Origin of the sequence: Nonlabens sp. (genome assembly GCF_039941875.1) — a bacterium.
In the GTDB taxonomy this organism is placed as follows: domain Bacteria; phylum Bacteroidota; class Bacteroidia; order Flavobacteriales; family Flavobacteriaceae; genus Nonlabens.
Map to the genome: position 1 here is coordinate 23,316 of NZ_JBDVDQ010000018.1, position 16,024 is coordinate 39,339.

The following is a 16,024-nucleotide window of genomic DNA, read 5'->3' on the forward strand; positions in this document are numbered from 1 at the left end:
AAATGCAAAAAAAAAGGATCAATGAAATAATCATTGATCCTTTTTCTACATCTTATAAAGAAATTTACTCTTCTTCATTAGTCTTTGTATCAGCTACAGCTGCAGCAGAAGCTGATTTGCTTCTTCTACTACGACGAGTTGTTGCTTTTTTAGCACCAGCTTCTAACTTATAAATATCGTTATAGTCAACAAGCTCAATCATCGCCATATCAGCATTATCACCAAGTCTATTACCTAACTTGATAATTCTAGTATAACCACCTGGACGGTCACCTACCTTTGCAGCTACATCTCTAAAAAGCTCTGTTACTGCTTCCTTACTTCTAAGTTTAGCAAATACCAATCTTCTATTGTGAGTTGTATCCTCTTTAGACTTTGTTATCAATGGCTCAACAAATTGCTTAAGCGCTTTAGCCTTAGCCACAGTAGTATTTATGCGTTTATGCTCAATAAGAGAACAACTCATATTTGAAAGCATAGCCTTACGGTGTGCTGTCTTTCTACTTAAATGGTTTACTTTTTTTCCGTGTCTCATTTTGTATTATATTCTTGAACTAGGAAAAACCTAGTCACGGTCTAATTTATATTTTGCTAGATCCATACCAAAGTTTAAGCCTTTGACATTTACTAATTCTTCTAACTCAGTTAAAGACTTCTTACCGAAATTTCTGAACTTCATTAGATCATTCTTGTTATAAGAAACAAGATCACCTAATGTTTCAACTTCAGCAGCTTTCAAGCAATTTAAAGCTCTTACAGAAAGCTCCATATCTACTAACTTAGTCTTAAGCAACTGACGCATGTGAAGACTTTCTTCATCATAAGTTTCAGTTTGAGCTATTTCATCTGCCTCTAGCGTTATTCTCTCATCAGAAAATAACATAAAGTGATGAATCAAAGTTTTAGCAGCTTCAGTTAATGCATGTTTTGGATGAATACTTCCATCTGTAACAATTTCAAAAACTAATTTTTCAAAATCCGTCTTTTGCTCTACACGATAGTTTTCAATGCTATATTTAACATTCTTAATAGGTGTAAAAATAGAATCTATCGCTATAGTACCTATTGCAGCACTTACGTTTTTATTTTCCTCTGCAGGAACATATCCACGACCCTTCTCAATAGTAAGCTCTAAATTAAGACTAACACTACTTTCAGTATTACATATAACCATATCAGGATTCAATACTTGAAAACCTGAAATATGCTTTTGCAAATCTCCAGCAGTAAACTGATTCTTACCTGAAAAAGATACATTAACAACCTCGCTATCTACTTCGTCGATTTGTCTTCTAAAACGAACTTGTTTGAAATTAAGAATAATTTCAGTAACGTCTTCAACTACACCTTCAATTGTTGAAAATTCATGATCCACTCCTTCAATACGAATTGAAGTTATTGCAAACCCTTCTAAAGAAGATAAAAGTACTCTTCTAAGTGCATTACCAACGGTAAGTCCGTAACCAGGTTCTAACGGTCTGAATTCGAATTTTCCTTCGAAATCAGTTGAATCAATCATGATTACTTTATCCGGCTTTTGGAAATTTAATATTGCCATAAGATTACTTAATGAATTGGTTATTATTTAGAGTACAATTCTACAATCAGTTGTTCTTTAACGTTTTCAGGAATCTGCAAACGTTCTGGAACACTAACAAAAGTACCTGATAAAGAAGCTTTATTGAAAGTTATAAAATCGTAAACACGCTCGTTACTTGATAAAGAATCTTCAATAGTAGCTAAGGATTTTGACTTTTCACGAACTGCAACAACATCACCTGGTTTTAACTGGTAAGAAGGAATATTAACCAACTGTCCATTAACTGTCATATGTCTGTGAGAAACAAGTTGTCTAGCTCCTCTTCTTGTTCTAGCAAGACCCATACGATAAACAACATTATCAAGTCTTGATTCACAAAGTTGAAGTAAAACCTCACCAGTAATACCTGTACTACGAACAGCCCTGTCAAACATAAGTCTGAATTGCTTTTCTAAAATACCATAAGTATATTTAGCTTTTTGCTTCTCTTTGAGCTGAACAGCATACTCAGACTCTTTACCACGACGCCTTGCGTTACCGTGCATACCTGGAGGATAGTTTTTCTTCTCCAATGCTTTACTAGGGCCAAAAATTGGTTCTCTGAATCTACGAGCAATTTTTGCCTTAGGACCTCTATATCTTGCCATTTCTATAAATTTTGTGAGTGATGTATCATGAATTCAGGTCTATATCCTTCAATGATCATATAATCACTCGATATTAAAATTAAATTAAACTCTTCTTCTTTTCGGAGGACGACAACCATTATGTGGTAATGGAGTAACATCAATTATTTCAGTTACTTCGATTCCAGAATTATGTATTGAACGAACAGCACTTTCACGACCATTACCAGGACCTTTTACATATGCCTTCACTTTACGCAAACCAGCTTCGTGTGCTACTTTAGAACAATCCTCAGCCGCAAGTTGTGCAGCATATGGTGTATTCTTTTTTGAACCACGAAAACCCATTTTACCAGCTGATGACCAAGAGATCACTTCACCTTTTTTATTCGTTAGAGATATCAATATATTATTGAAAGAAGATGAAATGTGAACTTCACCAACACTATCCACTATAACTTTACGTTTTTTAGCTACCGCTTTAGACTTTGCCATATCAGTTACTTATTATTTAGTTGCTTTCTTTTTATTAGCAACAGTCTTACGTTTTCCTTTACGTGTACGAGAATTATTCTTTGTACGCTGACCTCTCAATGGAAGACCAGATCTATGACGAATACCTCTATAACATCCTATATCCATAAGACGTTTAATATTCAACTGTGTTTCAGATCTTAATTCACCTTCAATAGTAAATTCTCCAATAGCAGTACGAATCTTGCTGATCTCATCATCATTCCAGTCACTAACTTTCTTATCTACACCTACACCTGTAGCCATAAGAACCTCTTTAGCACGATTTCTACCTACACCGTAAATATAAGTTAATGCTATCTCTCCACGTTTATTTTTAGGTACATCTACCCCTGCAATTCTAGCCATAGCTTACCCTTGTCTTTGTTTAAATTTAGGATTCTTTTTGTTAATGACGTATAGCCTGCCCTTACGACGAACTATCTTACAGTCAGCACTTCTTTTTTTAATTGACGCTCTTACTTTCATTTTAGTATCTATAAGTTATCCTTGCTTTCGAAAGATCGTAAGGACTCATTTCTAATTTCACTTTATCACCAGGTAATAATTTAATATAGTGCATACGCATTTTACCTGAAATATGCGCAGTCACGACGTGACCATTTTCTAACTCAACTCTGAACATTGCATTAGAAAGTGCTTCTATGATAGAACCATCTTGCTCTATCGCTGATTGTTTTGCCATTATGCTACTGCTTTTCTATTCTTACCAGTCTTAATCAAACCATCATAATGACGATTAAGAAGATAAGAGTTAATTTGTTGCATTGTGTCTATTGCAACTCCAACCATAATTAATAAAGAAGTACCACCATAAAACAAAGCCCATGATTGAGTAACTCCCATTAAAGATATAATTGCAGGAAAAATAGCCACTGCTGCTAAAAACAAAGAACCAGGTAATGTAATCTGAGACATTATACGATCTAAATACTCAGAAGTTTCAGTCCCTGGTCTAATTCCAGGTATAAAACCACCATTTCTTTTAAGATCATCAGCCATCTTATTAGTTGGAACTGTTATCGCGGTGTAAAAATAGGTAAAAACTATGATTAATAAGGCAAAAGTCAAATTATACCAAAAACCAAAAATATCGCCATAAGCAGTACCAATAGACTTAGCCCAAGATGCATCCATCTGACCAATAGCAGACGGTACGAACATAATAGCTTGAGCAAAAATTATTGGCATAACGCCAGAAGCATTAAGTTTAAGAGGAATATATTGACGAGAACCAAAAACATTCTTCTCATAACCGCCAGTTGCAGACCTTCTAGCATACTGAACAGGAATCTTTCTAACCCCCATAACAAGCATAATACAAGCCGCTATCACAAGTAGCCAAATAACAACTTCAACAATAATTAAGAACCAACCACCTACTCCATCAACTCTAGAACCTATTTCCTGAATAAATGCTTGAGGCAACGTAGCGATTATACCAACCATGATTAGTAATGAAATACCATTACCAATACCTTTATCCGTAATTTTCTCACCAAGCCACATAGCAAAAACGCAGCCCGTAACTAAAATTATTGTACTAATTACTAAAAACAAAGTTTGTTGATCCTGCATCATAAATGCAGATTCAGGAACACCTAAAGAACCTAAAGACAACATATAGCTAGGTGCTTGTATTAAACAAATACCAATCGTTAACCATCTAGTTATTTGATTAATCTTTCTTCTACCAGACTCACCTTCTTTTTGAAGTTTTTGCAAATAAGGTATGGCAATACCCATTAACTGAACTACAATACTCGCAGATATATACGGCATAATACCTAAAGCAAAAACAGAGGCTTTAGCAAAAGCACCACCTGTAAAAGCGTTAAGTATACCACCAATACCATCTTTAAAATTAGAAGCCAAACCAACTAATTGTGTTGAATCAATACCTGGTAAGGTTATTTGAGCACCAAATCTATAAACAAGAAGCAAACTAAAGGTCATTAAAATACGATCCCTTAGCTCTTCTATTTGCCAAACATTCTTTAAATTTTCAATTAACTTCATCGAGTAAAATTAAATTGTTTGTGCTTGTCCACCTACTCCTTCTATAGCTGCTTTTGCAGTAGAAGTAAATTTATGTGCAGTAATATTAACTTTAGCTTTCAACTCACCACGACCAAGTATCTTAACCAGGTCATTTTTAGAAACCAATCTTTCAGCAATTAAATCACTTATAGTGATATTATCTGAAAATCTTCCAGCTTCATGGTAAGCTTGAATAACATCTAAATTAACTCCAGCATATTCTTTACGATTAATATTCGTGAAACCAAATTTAGGTACACGACGCTGAAGAGGCATTTGACCACCTTCGAAACCTACTTTCTTAGAATAACCTGAGCGAGATTTAGCTCCTTTGTGACCACGAGTTGCAGTACCACCTTTACCAGATCCTTGACCACGACCAATAATCTTTGCAGATCTCTTTACAGAACCTTCAGCCGGTTTTAAATTATGTAAACCCATTATAAATATTTTTAAGCCTTCTCTACAGAAACCAAATGTTGAACTTTTGCTATCATACCTTGTATAACAGAATTATCTTCATGCTCTACAACTTGATTCATTTTTCTTAGACCAAGAGACTCAAGAGTTCTCTTTTGTCTTGCAGTCCTATTAATAGCACTACGTACTTTTTTCACTTTTAACTTAGCCATAATAGAAATTATCCGTTAAATACTTTATTCATTGAGATTCCTCTTTGCTTAGCTACCGTTTCAGCACTTCTTAATTGCAATAAAGCATCAAAAGTTGCTTTAACAACATTATGAGGATTAGAAGAACCTTGATTTTTACTAAGTACATCGTGAACACCAACAGCCTCAAGTACAGCTCTAATTGCTCCACCAGCAATAACTCCGGTACCAGTTGATGCAGGCATTAATAACACCCTAGCACCACCAAACTTACCTTTTTGTTCGTGAGGGATAGTCCCCTTTAACAATGGAATGCGTACTAAATTCTTTTTAGCATCTTCAACCGATTTAGAAATAGCCTCAGAAACCTCTTTAGATTTGCCTAAACCATGTCCTACAACACCATTTTCATCACCGACAACAACAATTGCAGAAAATCCAAATGCACGACCACCTTTTGTCACCTTAGTAACACGTTGAACACCTACTAAACGATCTTTAAGCTCAAGTCCTCCTGGCTTTACCGTTTCTACGTTTTTATATTTTTGGTACATTATATTAAATGTTTCAAATTAAAATTTAAGACCACCTTCACGAGCACCCTCTGCAAGAGAAAGTATACGGCCGTGGTACAAATATCCTCCACGATCAAAAGAAACAGACTCGATACCAGCAGCCTTAGCCTTAGCCGCTACTGCTATACCTACTTCTTTAGCCATCTCTACTTTTCCAGCAGCAGATTTTAATTCACGTGATGAAGCCGATGCAATGGTCACTCCATCTACATCATTAATTACTTGAGCATAAATCTCCTTATTGCTTCTAAAAACAGATAATCTTGGACGTGAAGCCGTACCATTAACTGTTTTACGAATGCGTCTACGAATTTTTATTCTTCTTGCTGACTTTGAAAATGCCATAATATCTATAAATTATGCTGATTTACCAGCTTTTCTTCTAATAATTTCTCCAACAAACTTAACACCTTTTCCTTTATAAGGTTCTGGTGGACGGAAACCACGAATCTTAGCAGCTACCTGACCTACTAATTGTTTGTCAAATGAGGTAAGTTTGATACGAGGATTTTTACCTTTCTCTGAAATTGTTTCTACAGTAACTTCAGAAGCTACATTAAGAACAATATTATGAGAGAAACCTAAAGATAGATCTAATTTCTGTCCTTGATTTGATGCTCTATATCCAACACCCACTAACTCTAATTCCTTAGTCCATCCTGCTGAAACACCTTCAACCATATTACTAATTAAAGCTCTATACAAACCATGTTTAGCTCTATGATCTTTAGCATCCGAAGGTCTAGTAACCATAACTTCGTCCGAATCAACCTCAATTGATACGTCAGAAAAAGGCTGAACCAACTTTCCTAACTTTCCTTCCACAACTATCTCGTTGTTTTCAACTTTTACTGTAACACCAGCAGGTATAGTTACTGGATTTTTTCCTATTCTAGACATAGCTGTATATTAATAAACGTAACAAAGAACTTCACCTCCTACATTTTCAGAACGAGCTTGTTTGTCAGTCATAACACCTCTAGAAGTAGATATGATTGCAATTCCAAGACCATTAAGAACACGTGGTAAATCATTAGCTCCAGAATACTTACGTAAACCTGGCTTTGATAAGCGTTGTAAATCTTTTATTACTGATTCTTTTGTATCTCTATCGTATTTTAAAGCGATTTTGATATTTTGTTGAGTTGTATTATCTTCAAACTTATAGCTTAAAATATAACCCTGATCAAATAAGATTTTTGTAATCTCTTTTTTTAATTTTGAAGCAGGAACGTCAACTACTCTGTGATTTGCTCTTACAGCATTTCTAATTCTTGTTAGATAATCTGCGATTGGATCTGTATTCATAAATATATCTTTAAGCGATTACCAACTAGCTTTTTTAACGCCTGGGATTAAACCTTGATTTGCCATTTGTCTGAACATTACACGAGAAATACCAAATTGTCTCATATAACCCTTAGGTCTTCCAGTTAATTTACAACGATTATGTAATCTAACAGGAGACGCATTCTTAGGTAACTTTTGTAGCTCCTCGTAGTCGCCAGCTTCCTTAAGTGCCTTTCTTTTAGCAGAATATTTATCCACTAACGCTTGACGCTTGCGCTCACGCGCTTTCATTGATTCTTTTGCCATCTCTACTTAGTTCTTTTTAAATGGTAAACCTAGTTCCGTAAGTAATGACTTTGCTTCTTTATCAGTATTAGCACTGGTTACGAAAGCAATATCCATACCTGAAATTTTGTTAACCTTATCTATGTTTATCTCTGGGAATATAATTTGCTCAGTAATACCTAAATTATAGTTTCCTCTACCATCAAAACCATCAGCTTTAATTCCTTGAAAATCTCTAACCCTAGGCAAAGCAACAGTTACAAAACGATCCAGAAATTCATACATACGTTCACCACGTAATGTTACTTTAACACCAATAGGCATTCCTTTACGCAACTTAAACGCTGCAACATCTTTTTTAGATAAAGTAGCAACAGCTTTCTGTCCAGTTATAGTTGTTAGTTCTTCCAAAGCATAATCGATAAGTTTCTTATCTGCTACAGCAGCACCAACCCCACGGCTAAGTACAATTTTCTGAAGCTTTGGAATCTCCATTACATTTTTATAAGCAAACTCCCTCTGTAAAACATCAGCAATACGCTCTTTATATTCTCCTTTTAATCTTGGTAAATACGACATGATTATATTACTTCTTTAGTTGTTTTAGCAAAACGAACATTTTTACCATCCTTAGATTCATATCCAACTCTAGTATTCTTACCATTCTTATCAATTAAAGAAAGGTTAGAAACGTGTAATGCAGCTTCTTTCTCTTTTATACCTCCTTGTGGGTTAGTAGCACTAGGTTTCTCATGTTTAGAAACCATGTTAACACCTTCAACAATAGCTCTATTCTTTTCAATAAAAACTTTTGTTACTTTCCCTTCAGCACCTTTATGCTCACCAGCAGTTACTCTAACTGTATCTCCGGTTTTAATTTTTAACTTTGCCATAACAATTATTATAGTACTTCTGGAGCGAGTGATACAATTTTCATGAACTGTCTATCACGTAATTCACGTGCTACCGGTCCAAAAACACGAGTACCTCTCATGTCAGATGTAGGGTTTAATAAAACGCAGGCGTTATCATCAAAACGAATATAAGAACCATCAGGTCTTCTTACCTCTTTTTTAGTACGCACCACAACTGCTGTAGAAACAGCACCTTTTTTTATATTACCGTTAGGAGTTGATTCCTTTACAGAAACAACGATCTTATCACCAACAGAAGCATATCTTCTTTTAGTACCACCAAGAACACGAATACAAAGAACTTCCTTTGCACCAGTATTATCAGCGACTCTTAATCTAGATTCTTGTTGTACCATTACTTAGCTCTTTCTATTATTTCTACTAATCTCCAATTCTTAGACTTACTCAAAGGACGAGTTTCCATAATACGAACCGTATCTCCTTCGTTGCAATCATTATTTTCGTCATGAGCAACATATTTCTTTGTTTTCAAAACGAATTTACCATACATAGGATGCTTCTGTCTTTTAACTTCAGCTACGACAATACTCTTGTCCATCTTGTTGCTTTTAACAACACCTACACGTTCTTTTCTTAAATTTCTAGTCTCCATTGTCGTACTATTTATTGTTGATAGCAGTCTTGATTCTCGCAATAGTCTTACGTAACTTGGTAATCTGCGAAGGATTATCCAGCGGTGACATACTATGAGTCCTTTTCAAATCTCCGTAAGCAACTTGTGATTCTACAAGCTTATCTTTTAACTCCTCAAGGGAGTATCCTTTAACTTCTGATTGTTTCATAACTCAAATCTATTCTTGATAATCGCGAGCGACTATGAATTTAGTTTTAACTGGTAATTTCTGAGCAGCAAGCCTTAAAGCTTCCTGAGCAACTGCCTGAGGTACACCAGAGATTTCAAAAAGAACTCTTCCTGGTTTAACTACTGCAGCCCAATACTCAACATTACCCTTACCTTTACCCATACGTACCTCAAGAGGCTTTTTCGTAATAGGTTTATCTGGAAATATTTTTATCCATAAAGAACCTTCCCTTTTCATAAATCTAGTCGCCGCGATACGCGCCGCCTCAATTTGTCGAGAGTTAATGAAATTTGCATCTAAAGATTTAATTCCAAATGTCCCATAGGCTAGTTGGTTACCGCGTCCTGAATCACCTTTCATGCGACCCTTCTGCTGTTTTCTAAACTTTGTTTTTCTAGGTTGTAACATTTCTAGCTATTATTATTTTCTACGACGACGGTTGCCTCCACGATTGTTTGCACCACCACCTTTATTACCTTGTTGTTTCTTTGCTAAGCCGGCTAAAGGAGATAAATCTCTTTTGCCATAAACCTCGCCCTTCATGATCCATACTTTAACTCCAATCCTTCCATACGTTGTATGAGATTCTACCAAAGCATAATCTATGTCCGCGCGAAAAGTAGAAAGAGGAATACGACCATCTTTATAAGATTCAGAACGAGCCATTTCAGCTCCATTCAGTCTACCTGAAATCTGAACTTTAATACCTTCAGAATTCATTCTCATCGCCGCTGCAATTGCCATCTTTATAGCACGTCTGTACGAAATTCTATTTTCGATTTGTCTAGCAATACTAGAACCAACTAAATGTGCATCTAACTCAGGTCTTTTAATTTCATGAATATTGATCTGTACATCCTTACCAGATATCTTTTTCAACTCTTCCTTTAAACGATCAACCTCAGTACCACCCTTACCGATAATAATACCAGGTCTAGCAGTAGTAATAGTAACTGTAACTAACTTTAAAGTACGTTCAATAATGATACGTGAAACACTAGCCTTAGATAAACGAGCATGAATATACTTACGTATTTTATCATCCTCAGCAAGTTTATCGCCATAATCATTCCCACCATACCAATTAGATTCCCATCCTCTGATGATACCTAAACGATTTCCTATTGGATTTGTCTTCTGTCCCATACCTTTATTAGTTAACCTCTAAATTATTAGTTTGACCTAACACAAGAGTAACGTGGTTTGATCTTTTTCTTATTCTATGTGCTCTACCTTGAGGCGCAGGACGCAATCTTTTTAACATAGCACCACCATCAACTCTAATCTCCTTAATAAAGAGTCCAGCTTCAGCTACATCAGCATCCTCATTCTTAGCTTGCCAATTAGCAACAGCACTAAGAACTAATTTATCTAATCTTCTTGCCGCTTCTTTAGAAGAAAACTTAAGGATATTTAAAGCATCCTCAACTTTTTTACCTCTAATTATATCAGCAACCAATCTCATCTTTCTTGGAGATGTAGGACAGTTGTTTAATTTTGCAAACGCTATCTTACTTCTCTCTTCTTTTAGCTTTTCAGCCATTTGTCTTTTACGAACTCCCATAGCTTAGATTATTTTTTACCTTTGTTCTTAGCACCACCATGACCTCTATAAGATCTAGTAGGTGAAAATTCACCAAGTTTATGTCCAACCATGTTCTCAGTAACATACACTGGTATGAACTGACGTCCGTTATGAACAGCAATTGTCTGACCAACAAAATCCGGCGTAATCATAGATGCACGAGACCAAGTTTTTATTACAGTTTTTTTACCAGACTCAACATTTTGAGCCACCTTAGATTCAAGTTTATGAAATACGTAAGGTCCTTTTTTAAGTGAACGAGCCATAATTTATTTCTTTCTACGTTCTATTATATATTGAGTACTAGCTTTATTCTTATCACGTGTACGATAACCTTTAGCAGGTATACCATTACGAGATCTTGGATGACCTCCTGAAGACTTACCTTCACCACCACCCATAGGGTGATCAACTGGATTCATCACAACCGGTCTAGTTCTAGGTCTTCTACCTAACCATCTAGATCTACCAGCCTTACCACCAACAACAAGTTGATGATCACTGTTAGAAACAGCACCAATAGTAGCTAAACATTCTTGTAAAATCAATCTAGTTTCACCAGAAGGCATTTTAACAGTTGCATACTTTCCATCTCTTGCCATTAACTGAGCAAAAGAACCAGCACTACGAGCTATAACAGCCCCTTGACCAGGACGCAACTCAATACAACTAATAATTGAACCTAAAGGCATTTGAGATAACTTCATAGCATTACCCACGTCAGGAGTTGCAGATTCACCAGAAACAATGTTCTGACCAACCTTCAAACCATTTTGTGCAATAACATAACGCTTCTCACCATCCTGATAATTAACCAAAGCTATGAAAGCAGTACGATTAGGATCATACTCTATCGACGCTACGGTTGCAGGAACGCCGTGACGATCTCTTTTGAAATCAATGATACGGTAGCGTCTCTTATGACCACCACCTATGTAACGCATAGTCATACGACCACTAGCATTACGACCACCTGAACGTTTTTTCGGAGCGAGTAAACTCTTCTCCGGCTTATCAGTCGTGATAGCGTCGTAGCCATTCACAACTCTAAATCGCTGTCCAGGAGTTACAGGTTTTAATTTTCTTACTGACATTATTGTCTTTTAATTATAGATTACTATAAAGATCAATGGTTTCACCATCTTTAAGTTGTACAAACGCTTTCTTACGAGCGCTAGTTTTACCAACTTGAATCCCTGATTTAGTATATTTAGTATTACGATCAATACGAGTGTTCATAGTTCTAACTTTAAGAACAGTAACACCATATGTCGCTTCAACCTCTTTCTTTATCTGTACTTTATTAGCTTTTGAAGACACCTCAAAACCATAACGATTTAGAAGCTCACTATCTCTAGTTGCCTTCTCAGTAATAATCGGTTTAATTAAAATGCTCATAGCTTATTTACTTAAATTTTCTTCAATTCCTTCTAACGAACCTTCCAAAAGAACAACATTAGTTGCATTTAAAATTTTGTAAGTACTTAATTCTGAGTTAAGTACAACATCAGAACCTTTTAAATTTCGCGAAGACAAATATACATTATTATTTGATTCCCCCAAGACAATTAGAGATTTTTTATTTTCAAGGCCTAGACCCTCTAAAACCTTAACAAAATCCTTCGTACTTGGAGCATCTAAATTGAAATTCTCAACAATAGAAAGCGAACCTTCAATCATCTTTTGACTTAGCGCACTTTTACGAGCCAATCTCTTCTGCCCTTTATTCAACTTAAATGAATAACTACGTGGTACAGGACCAAAAATACGACCACCACCTCTAAATACAGGAGATTTAATAGAACCAGCACGAGCTGTACCAGTTCCTTTTTGTTTTTTGATCTTACGTGTACTACCAGCAATCTCTGCACGCTGCTTAGCTTTGTGCGTTCCTTGACGTTGATTAGCAAGGTATTGCTTTACATCAAGATAAATAGCGTGTTCACTAGGCTCAATACCGAAAATCTCTTCAGATAATTCTACCTGACGTCCAGTTTCTTTTCCTTTAATATCTAATACTGCTACCTTCATTATTTCTGTACGATTACATAAGAATTTTTATGACCAGGTACACAACCCTTAACCACAAGCAGGTTCTTGTCAACAACAACCTTTAAAACTCTTAAATTTTGAACTTTTACTTTTTCATTCCCCATCTGTCCAGCCATACGCATTCCTTTGAATACTCGAGCAGGGTAAGATGCAGCTCCAATAGATCCTGGAGCTCTCAAACGGTTATGTTGACCATGTGTAGCTTGACCAACACCACCAAAACCGTGACGTTTAACAACACCTTGAAAACCTTTACCTTTAGAAGTTCCTGAAACATCAACAAATTCACCTTCAGAGAACATATCAACAGTAATTGAATCTCCTAATTTGTATTCCTCATCAAAACTTTTGAATTCAGCAACTTTTCTTTTGACAGCAGTTCCTGCTTTCTTAAAGTGCCCTTGAGCAGCTTTAGAAGCATTCTTGTCTGATTTGTCATCGAAACCTAATTGCAAAGCAGAGTATCCATCTACCTCCTCAGTTCTGACTTGGGTAACCACGCAAGGACCTAATTCTATGACCGTACAAGGCATATTCTTGCCGTTCTCATCATAAATACTAGTCATTCCGACTTTTTTTCCTATTAACCCAGACATATTTATATTAATTAATAATTGTTATATATAATTTTAAAAAGAGTTCCGCCTAATAATAGGCGGAACCAAATTTTGATTTAATAAATTAAAGTAATTACACTTTAATTTCAACTTCAACACCACTAGGAAGTTCAAGTTTCATAAGAGCATCAATAGTCTTAGAAGAAGAACTATAAATATCTAATAATCTCTTATATGAACTAAGTTGAAATTGTTCACGCGATTTTTTATTAACGTGAGGAGATCTTAACACGGTAAAAATCTTCTTGTGCGTAGGAAGTGGAATAGGTCCAGTTACAACAGCACCAGTACTTTTTACAGTTTTAACGATTTTTTCAGCAGATTTATCTACCAGATTATAATCGTATGATTTGAGTTTAATTCTGATTTTTTGACTCATCGTTTGAAATATTAATTGTTACCTTTTGTTGCTGCGATTACTTCTTCACTAATATTAGAAGGCGTCTCAGCATAATGAGAGAATTCCATTGTAGACGTTGCTCGACCTGAAGAAAGAGTACGTAACGTAGTTACATATCCAAACATTTCAGAAAGAGGAACATCAGCCTTTACAACTTTTGCACCATTACGGTCACCCATATCATTCACTTGACCACGACGACGGTTAAGGTCACCAACTATATCACCCATATTTTCTTCAGGTGTGATAACTTCAAGTTTCATCATAGGTTCTAATATAACAGCACCTGCAGATTTAGCAGAGGCTTTATAACCCATTCTAGCCGCCAATTCAAAAGAAAGAGCATCAGAATCTACAGGGTGAAAAGATCCATCTGTAAGAGTAACCTTCATACTATCCATTTCAAACCCAGCAAGAGGACCTGCTTTCATAGCTTCACGGAAACCTTTTTCAATTGCAGGGATAAATTCCTTAGGAACATTACCACCTTTAATCTTATTTACAAACTGAAGACCTTCTTCTACCTTACCTTCTTCATTTTCTTCGGCAGGTTCAATAGTAAAGACAATATCTCCAAATTTACCACGACCACCAGACTGCTTTTTATAAGTCTCTCTGTGATCTGCAGATCTTGTAATAGCTTCCTTGTACTCCACTTGAGGAGCACCTTGATTAAGCTCTACTTTAAATTCACGACGCATACGGTCTACTATAATATCAAGGTGAAGCTCACCCATACCAGATATAATAGTTTGACCAGAAGCCTCATCAGTTCTAACTTGGAATGTAGGATCTTCCTCAGCTAATTTCGCCAAAGCCATACCCATTTTATCAACATCAGCCTTAGTTTTAGGCTCCACAGCAATACCAATTACTGGATCCGGAAAGTCCATAGACTCTAGAACAATAGGATGTTTTTCATCAGACATAGTATCACCAGTCTTGATATCCTTAAAGCCTACCGCTGCACCAATATCACCAGCTTCTATATAATCAATAGCATTCTGCTTATTAGAATGCATTTGATAAATACGTGAAATACGTTCTTTTTTACCAGAACGGTTATTTAAAATATAAGAACCAGCATCTAGACGACCTGAATAAGCACGGAAGAATGCAAGACGACCTACGAAAGGATCCGTTGCAATTTTAAATGCCAAAGCAGCAAAAGGCTCCTTTACACTTGGCTTACGTAATTCTTGTTCTTCAGTATCAGGATTTGTACCAACGATACCTTCCTTATCTGTAGGAGAAGGTAAGTAACGACATACTGCATCTAATAAAAACTGAACACCTTTATTTTTAAATGCAGAACCACAAATCATAGGAATGATAGACATATCCATTACAGCAGCACGAAGCGCAGCATGCACTTCATCTTCTGATATAGAATCCTCATCTTCCATAAACTTCTCAAGAAGGTTTTCATCATAAGCTGCAACCTCTTCAATTAACAACCCACGATACTTTCTAGCCTCCTCTTTCATATCCTCAGGGATATCAACTACATCAAAAGTAGAACCTTGTGTAGCATCATGCCATACAATAGCACGGTTCTTTACAAGATCTACAACACCTTTGAATTCATCTTCGTCACCAATATTTAAAACAATCGGCACCGCATTAGATTTCAACATGTCTTTAACTTGTTGACAAACAGCTAAAAAATTAGATCCTTGACGATCCATTTTATTTACAAAACCAATACGTGGCACTTTGTAATTATCTGCTAATCTCCAGTTAGTTTCAGACTGTGGCTCAACACCATCTACAGCACTAAACAAGAAAACCAAACCATCTAATACACGCAATGATCTATTAACCTCTACAGTAAAATCAACGTGACCAGGTGTGTCAATAATATTAAAGTGATAATCCTTTGTATCAGGAGTAGTTTGAGCATTTTCTAATGGAAACTTCCATGTACAAGTAGTAGCAGCAGATGTAATGGTAATACCACGCTCTTGCTCCTGCTCCATCCAGTCCATAGTAGCAGCACCATCATGAACCTCACCTATCTTATGAGAAACCCCTGTATAATAAAGGATACGCTCAGTAGTAGTTGTCTTTCCTGCATCAATATGAGCAGCAATACCTATGTTTCTAGTAAATTTTAAATCTCTTGACATTT

The 16,024-nt window shown here is 36.0% G+C and carries 30 protein-coding genes; all 30 read right to left on the reverse strand.

Features of this window, described 5'->3' with window-relative positions:
* Positions 1-64: 64 nt before the first annotated feature.
* The gene (gene rplQ, locus ABJF08_RS11230; RefSeq protein ID WP_348116333.1) at positions 65-535 is read right to left on the reverse strand and encodes a 50S ribosomal protein L17; all 471 of its coding nucleotides are present in this window, start codon (positions 533-535) and stop codon (positions 65-67) included.
* A 30-nt stretch (positions 536-565) separates the two neighbouring features.
* Positions 566-1,558, reverse strand: coding sequence for a DNA-directed RNA polymerase subunit alpha (locus tag ABJF08_RS11235; protein ID WP_104515640.1), 993 nt, complete (start codon positions 1,556-1,558; stop codon positions 566-568).
* Positions 1,559-1,581: 23 nt separating this feature from the next.
* Positions 1,582-2,187 (reverse strand): 30S ribosomal protein S4, encoded by a 606-nt coding sequence (gene rpsD, locus ABJF08_RS11240; protein WP_348116334.1) that lies wholly within the window; start codon positions 2,185-2,187, stop codon positions 1,582-1,584.
* A gap of 84 nt (positions 2,188-2,271) precedes the next feature.
* Positions 2,272-2,661, reverse strand: a complete 390-nt coding sequence (gene rpsK, locus ABJF08_RS11245; protein WP_348116335.1) for a 30S ribosomal protein S11 — start codon at positions 2,659-2,661, stop codon at positions 2,272-2,274.
* Positions 2,662-2,673: 12 nt separating this feature from the next.
* Positions 2,674-3,048 (reverse strand): 30S ribosomal protein S13, encoded by a 375-nt coding sequence (gene rpsM / locus ABJF08_RS11250; protein ID WP_348116336.1) that lies wholly within the window; start codon positions 3,046-3,048, stop codon positions 2,674-2,676.
* 3 nt (positions 3,049-3,051) lie between these two features.
* Positions 3,052-3,168, reverse strand: a complete 117-nt coding sequence (ykgO, locus tag ABJF08_RS11255) for a type B 50S ribosomal protein L36 (protein WP_015361145.1) — start codon at positions 3,166-3,168, stop codon at positions 3,052-3,054.
* A gap of 1 nt (position 3,169) precedes the next feature.
* Complete coding sequence (gene infA, locus ABJF08_RS11260) at positions 3,170-3,385, reverse strand: translation initiation factor IF-1 (RefSeq protein ID WP_013549436.1); 216 nt, start codon at positions 3,383-3,385, stop codon at positions 3,170-3,172.
* Positions 3,385-4,719, reverse strand: a complete 1,335-nt coding sequence (gene secY, locus ABJF08_RS11265) for a preprotein translocase subunit SecY (RefSeq protein ID WP_104515644.1) — start codon at positions 4,717-4,719, stop codon at positions 3,385-3,387. The genes infA and secY overlap by 1 nt, the downstream gene beginning before the upstream one ends.
* Positions 4,720-4,728: 9 nt before the next feature.
* Positions 4,729-5,181 (reverse strand): 50S ribosomal protein L15, encoded by a 453-nt coding sequence (gene rplO / locus ABJF08_RS11270; protein ID WP_348116337.1) that lies wholly within the window; start codon positions 5,179-5,181, stop codon positions 4,729-4,731.
* 11 nt (positions 5,182-5,192) lie between these two features.
* A complete protein-coding gene (gene rpmD, locus ABJF08_RS11275) occupies positions 5,193-5,372 on the reverse strand; it encodes a 50S ribosomal protein L30 (protein ID WP_104515646.1) in 180 nt (59 codons plus the stop codon).
* 8 nt (positions 5,373-5,380) lie between these two features.
* Positions 5,381-5,905: a 30S ribosomal protein S5 gene (gene rpsE, locus ABJF08_RS11280; protein WP_104515647.1), complete on the reverse strand. Its 525-nt coding sequence runs from the start codon at positions 5,903-5,905 to the stop codon at positions 5,381-5,383.
* Between the two features lie 18 nt (positions 5,906-5,923).
* Positions 5,924-6,271 carry a 50S ribosomal protein L18 gene (gene rplR, locus ABJF08_RS11285; protein WP_348116338.1) on the reverse strand — a complete coding sequence of 116 codons (348 nt, stop codon included), beginning with the start codon at positions 6,269-6,271 and terminating at the stop codon, positions 5,924-5,926.
* 12 nt (positions 6,272-6,283) lie between these two features.
* Positions 6,284-6,826 carry a 50S ribosomal protein L6 gene (rplF, locus tag ABJF08_RS11290; protein WP_348116339.1) on the reverse strand — a complete coding sequence of 181 codons (543 nt, stop codon included), beginning with the start codon at positions 6,824-6,826 and terminating at the stop codon, positions 6,284-6,286.
* A 9-nt stretch (positions 6,827-6,835) separates the two neighbouring features.
* Positions 6,836-7,234, reverse strand: coding sequence for a 30S ribosomal protein S8 (rpsH, locus tag ABJF08_RS11295; RefSeq protein WP_104515650.1), 399 nt, complete (start codon positions 7,232-7,234; stop codon positions 6,836-6,838).
* 18 nt (positions 7,235-7,252) lie between these two features.
* Positions 7,253-7,522, reverse strand: a complete 270-nt coding sequence (gene rpsN, locus ABJF08_RS11300) for a 30S ribosomal protein S14 (RefSeq protein ID WP_104515651.1) — start codon at positions 7,520-7,522, stop codon at positions 7,253-7,255.
* Between the two features lie 6 nt (positions 7,523-7,528).
* A complete protein-coding gene (gene rplE, locus ABJF08_RS11305) occupies positions 7,529-8,080 on the reverse strand; it encodes a 50S ribosomal protein L5 (RefSeq protein WP_348116340.1) in 552 nt (183 codons plus the stop codon).
* Positions 8,081-8,082: 2 nt separating this feature from the next.
* Complete coding sequence (gene rplX / locus ABJF08_RS11310; RefSeq protein ID WP_104515653.1) at positions 8,083-8,394, reverse strand: 50S ribosomal protein L24; 312 nt, start codon at positions 8,392-8,394, stop codon at positions 8,083-8,085.
* Between the two features lie 8 nt (positions 8,395-8,402).
* Positions 8,403-8,771: a 50S ribosomal protein L14 gene (gene rplN / locus ABJF08_RS11315; RefSeq protein WP_104515654.1), complete on the reverse strand. Its 369-nt coding sequence runs from the start codon at positions 8,769-8,771 to the stop codon at positions 8,403-8,405.
* Positions 8,771-9,028, reverse strand: a complete 258-nt coding sequence (gene rpsQ / locus ABJF08_RS11320) for a 30S ribosomal protein S17 (protein WP_104515655.1) — start codon at positions 9,026-9,028, stop codon at positions 8,771-8,773. Before rpsQ ends, rplN begins: the two co-directional genes overlap by 1 nt.
* 7 nt (positions 9,029-9,035) lie before the next feature.
* The gene (rpmC, locus tag ABJF08_RS11325; protein ID WP_104515656.1) at positions 9,036-9,218 is read right to left on the reverse strand and encodes a 50S ribosomal protein L29; all 183 of its coding nucleotides are present in this window, start codon (positions 9,216-9,218) and stop codon (positions 9,036-9,038) included.
* Positions 9,219-9,227: 9 nt separating this feature from the next.
* A complete protein-coding gene (rplP, locus tag ABJF08_RS11330; RefSeq protein ID WP_348116341.1) occupies positions 9,228-9,647 on the reverse strand; it encodes a 50S ribosomal protein L16 in 420 nt (139 codons plus the stop codon).
* A gap of 12 nt (positions 9,648-9,659) precedes the next feature.
* The gene (rpsC, locus tag ABJF08_RS11335; protein WP_104515658.1) at positions 9,660-10,385 is read right to left on the reverse strand and encodes a 30S ribosomal protein S3; all 726 of its coding nucleotides are present in this window, start codon (positions 10,383-10,385) and stop codon (positions 9,660-9,662) included.
* Between the two features lie 7 nt (positions 10,386-10,392).
* A complete protein-coding gene (gene rplV / locus ABJF08_RS11340) occupies positions 10,393-10,803 on the reverse strand; it encodes a 50S ribosomal protein L22 (RefSeq protein ID WP_348116343.1) in 411 nt (136 codons plus the stop codon).
* A gap of 8 nt (positions 10,804-10,811) precedes the next feature.
* Entirely contained in the window at positions 10,812-11,090 is a 279-nt protein-coding gene (gene rpsS, locus ABJF08_RS11345) for a 30S ribosomal protein S19 (RefSeq protein ID WP_104515660.1), read from the reverse strand.
* A gap of 3 nt (positions 11,091-11,093) precedes the next feature.
* Positions 11,094-11,918, reverse strand: a complete 825-nt coding sequence (gene rplB, locus ABJF08_RS11350; RefSeq protein WP_348116344.1) for a 50S ribosomal protein L2 — start codon at positions 11,916-11,918, stop codon at positions 11,094-11,096.
* Between the two features lie 13 nt (positions 11,919-11,931).
* On the reverse strand, positions 11,932-12,222 hold the full coding sequence (gene rplW, locus ABJF08_RS11355) for a 50S ribosomal protein L23 (RefSeq protein WP_104515662.1): 291 nt from the start codon (positions 12,220-12,222) through the stop codon (positions 11,932-11,934).
* Positions 12,223-12,225: 3 nt separating this feature from the next.
* On the reverse strand, positions 12,226-12,855 hold the full coding sequence (gene rplD / locus ABJF08_RS11360; protein ID WP_348116345.1) for a 50S ribosomal protein L4: 630 nt from the start codon (positions 12,853-12,855) through the stop codon (positions 12,226-12,228).
* Complete coding sequence (gene rplC / locus ABJF08_RS11365; protein WP_348116346.1) at positions 12,855-13,472, reverse strand: 50S ribosomal protein L3; 618 nt, start codon at positions 13,470-13,472, stop codon at positions 12,855-12,857. The genes rplD and rplC overlap by 1 nt, the downstream gene beginning before the upstream one ends.
* 94 nt (positions 13,473-13,566) lie before the next feature.
* The gene (gene rpsJ, locus ABJF08_RS11370) at positions 13,567-13,872 is read right to left on the reverse strand and encodes a 30S ribosomal protein S10 (RefSeq protein WP_008992279.1); all 306 of its coding nucleotides are present in this window, start codon (positions 13,870-13,872) and stop codon (positions 13,567-13,569) included.
* An 11-nt stretch (positions 13,873-13,883) separates the two neighbouring features.
* A complete protein-coding gene (gene fusA / locus ABJF08_RS11375) occupies positions 13,884-16,022 on the reverse strand; it encodes an elongation factor G (protein WP_348116347.1) in 2,139 nt (712 codons plus the stop codon).
* Positions 16,023-16,024: the final 2 nt, after the last annotated feature.

Excerpts from the sequence above, each read along its gene's own strand:
- rplN (WP_104515654.1), bottom strand. The coding sequence starts at position 8,771 with ATGGTACAACAAGAATCTAGATTAAGAGTCGCTGATAATACTGGTGCA.
- rpsK (WP_348116335.1), bottom strand. The coding sequence starts at position 2,661 with ATGGCAAAGTCTAAAGCGGTAGCTAAAAAACGTAAAGTTATAGTGGAT.
- rpsC (WP_104515658.1), bottom strand. The coding sequence starts at position 10,385 with ATGGGACAGAAGACAAATCCAATAGGAAATCGTTTAGGTATCATCAGA.
- rpmD (WP_104515646.1), bottom strand. The coding sequence starts at position 5,372 with ATGGCTAAGTTAAAAGTGAAAAAAGTACGTAGTGCTATTAATAGGACT.
- rplP (WP_348116341.1), bottom strand. The coding sequence starts at position 9,647 with ATGTTACAACCTAGAAAAACAAAGTTTAGAAAACAGCAGAAGGGTCGC.
- fusA (WP_348116347.1), bottom strand. The coding sequence starts at position 16,022 with ATGTCAAGAGATTTAAAATTTACTAGAAACATAGGTATTGCTGCTCAT.
- rplO (WP_348116337.1), bottom strand. The coding sequence starts at position 5,181 with ATGGGTTTACATAATTTAAAACCGGCTGAAGGTTCTGTAAAGAGATCT.
- rplX (WP_104515653.1), bottom strand. The coding sequence starts at position 8,394 with ATGGCAAAGTTAAAAATTAAAACCGGAGATACAGTTAGAGTAACTGCT.
- rplV (WP_348116343.1), bottom strand. The coding sequence starts at position 10,803 with ATGGGAGTTCGTAAAAGACAAATGGCTGAAAAGCTAAAAGAAGAGAGA.
- rplC (WP_348116346.1), bottom strand. The coding sequence starts at position 13,472 with ATGTCTGGGTTAATAGGAAAAAAAGTCGGAATGACTAGTATTTATGAT.
- ykgO (WP_015361145.1), bottom strand. The coding sequence starts at position 3,168 with ATGAAAGTAAGAGCGTCAATTAAAAAAAGAAGTGCTGACTGTAAGATA.
- rpsQ (WP_104515655.1), bottom strand. The coding sequence starts at position 9,028 with ATGGAGACTAGAAATTTAAGAAAAGAACGTGTAGGTGTTGTTAAAAGC.
- rplW (WP_104515662.1), bottom strand. The coding sequence starts at position 12,222 with ATGAGCATTTTAATTAAACCGATTATTACTGAGAAGGCAACTAGAGAT.
- rpsD (WP_348116334.1), bottom strand. The coding sequence starts at position 2,187 with ATGGCAAGATATAGAGGTCCTAAGGCAAAAATTGCTCGTAGATTCAGA.
- rplF (WP_348116339.1), bottom strand. The coding sequence starts at position 6,826 with ATGTCTAGAATAGGAAAAAATCCAGTAACTATACCTGCTGGTGTTACA.
- rplD (WP_348116345.1), bottom strand. The coding sequence starts at position 12,855 with ATGAAGGTAGCAGTATTAGATATTAAAGGAAAAGAAACTGGACGTCAG.
- rpsS (WP_104515660.1), bottom strand. The coding sequence starts at position 11,090 with ATGGCTCGTTCACTTAAAAAAGGACCTTACGTATTTCATAAACTTGAA.
- rpsN (WP_104515651.1), bottom strand. The coding sequence starts at position 7,522 with ATGGCAAAAGAATCAATGAAAGCGCGTGAGCGCAAGCGTCAAGCGTTA.
- rplR (WP_348116338.1), bottom strand. The coding sequence starts at position 6,271 with ATGGCATTTTCAAAGTCAGCAAGAAGAATAAAAATTCGTAGACGCATT.
- rplB (WP_348116344.1), bottom strand. The coding sequence starts at position 11,918 with ATGTCAGTAAGAAAATTAAAACCTGTAACTCCTGGACAGCGATTTAGA.
- rpsJ (WP_008992279.1), bottom strand. The coding sequence starts at position 13,872 with ATGAGTCAAAAAATCAGAATTAAACTCAAATCATACGATTATAATCTG.
- rpsE (WP_104515647.1), bottom strand. The coding sequence starts at position 5,905 with ATGTACCAAAAATATAAAAACGTAGAAACGGTAAAGCCAGGAGGACTT.
- rplQ (WP_348116333.1), bottom strand. The coding sequence starts at position 535 with ATGAGACACGGAAAAAAAGTAAACCATTTAAGTAGAAAGACAGCACAC.
- ABJF08_RS11235 (WP_104515640.1), bottom strand. The coding sequence starts at position 1,558 with ATGGCAATATTAAATTTCCAAAAGCCGGATAAAGTAATCATGATTGAT.
- rplE (WP_348116340.1), bottom strand. The coding sequence starts at position 8,080 with ATGTCGTATTTACCAAGATTAAAAGGAGAATATAAAGAGCGTATTGCT.
- secY (WP_104515644.1), bottom strand. The coding sequence starts at position 4,719 with ATGAAGTTAATTGAAAATTTAAAGAATGTTTGGCAAATAGAAGAGCTA.
- rpsM (WP_348116336.1), bottom strand. The coding sequence starts at position 3,048 with ATGGCTAGAATTGCAGGGGTAGATGTACCTAAAAATAAACGTGGAGAG.
- rpsH (WP_104515650.1), bottom strand. The coding sequence starts at position 7,234 with ATGAATACAGATCCAATCGCAGATTATCTAACAAGAATTAGAAATGCT.
- infA (WP_013549436.1), bottom strand. The coding sequence starts at position 3,385 with ATGGCAAAACAATCAGCGATAGAGCAAGATGGTTCTATCATAGAAGCA.
- rpmC (WP_104515656.1), bottom strand. The coding sequence starts at position 9,218 with ATGAAACAATCAGAAGTTAAAGGATACTCCCTTGAGGAGTTAAAAGAT.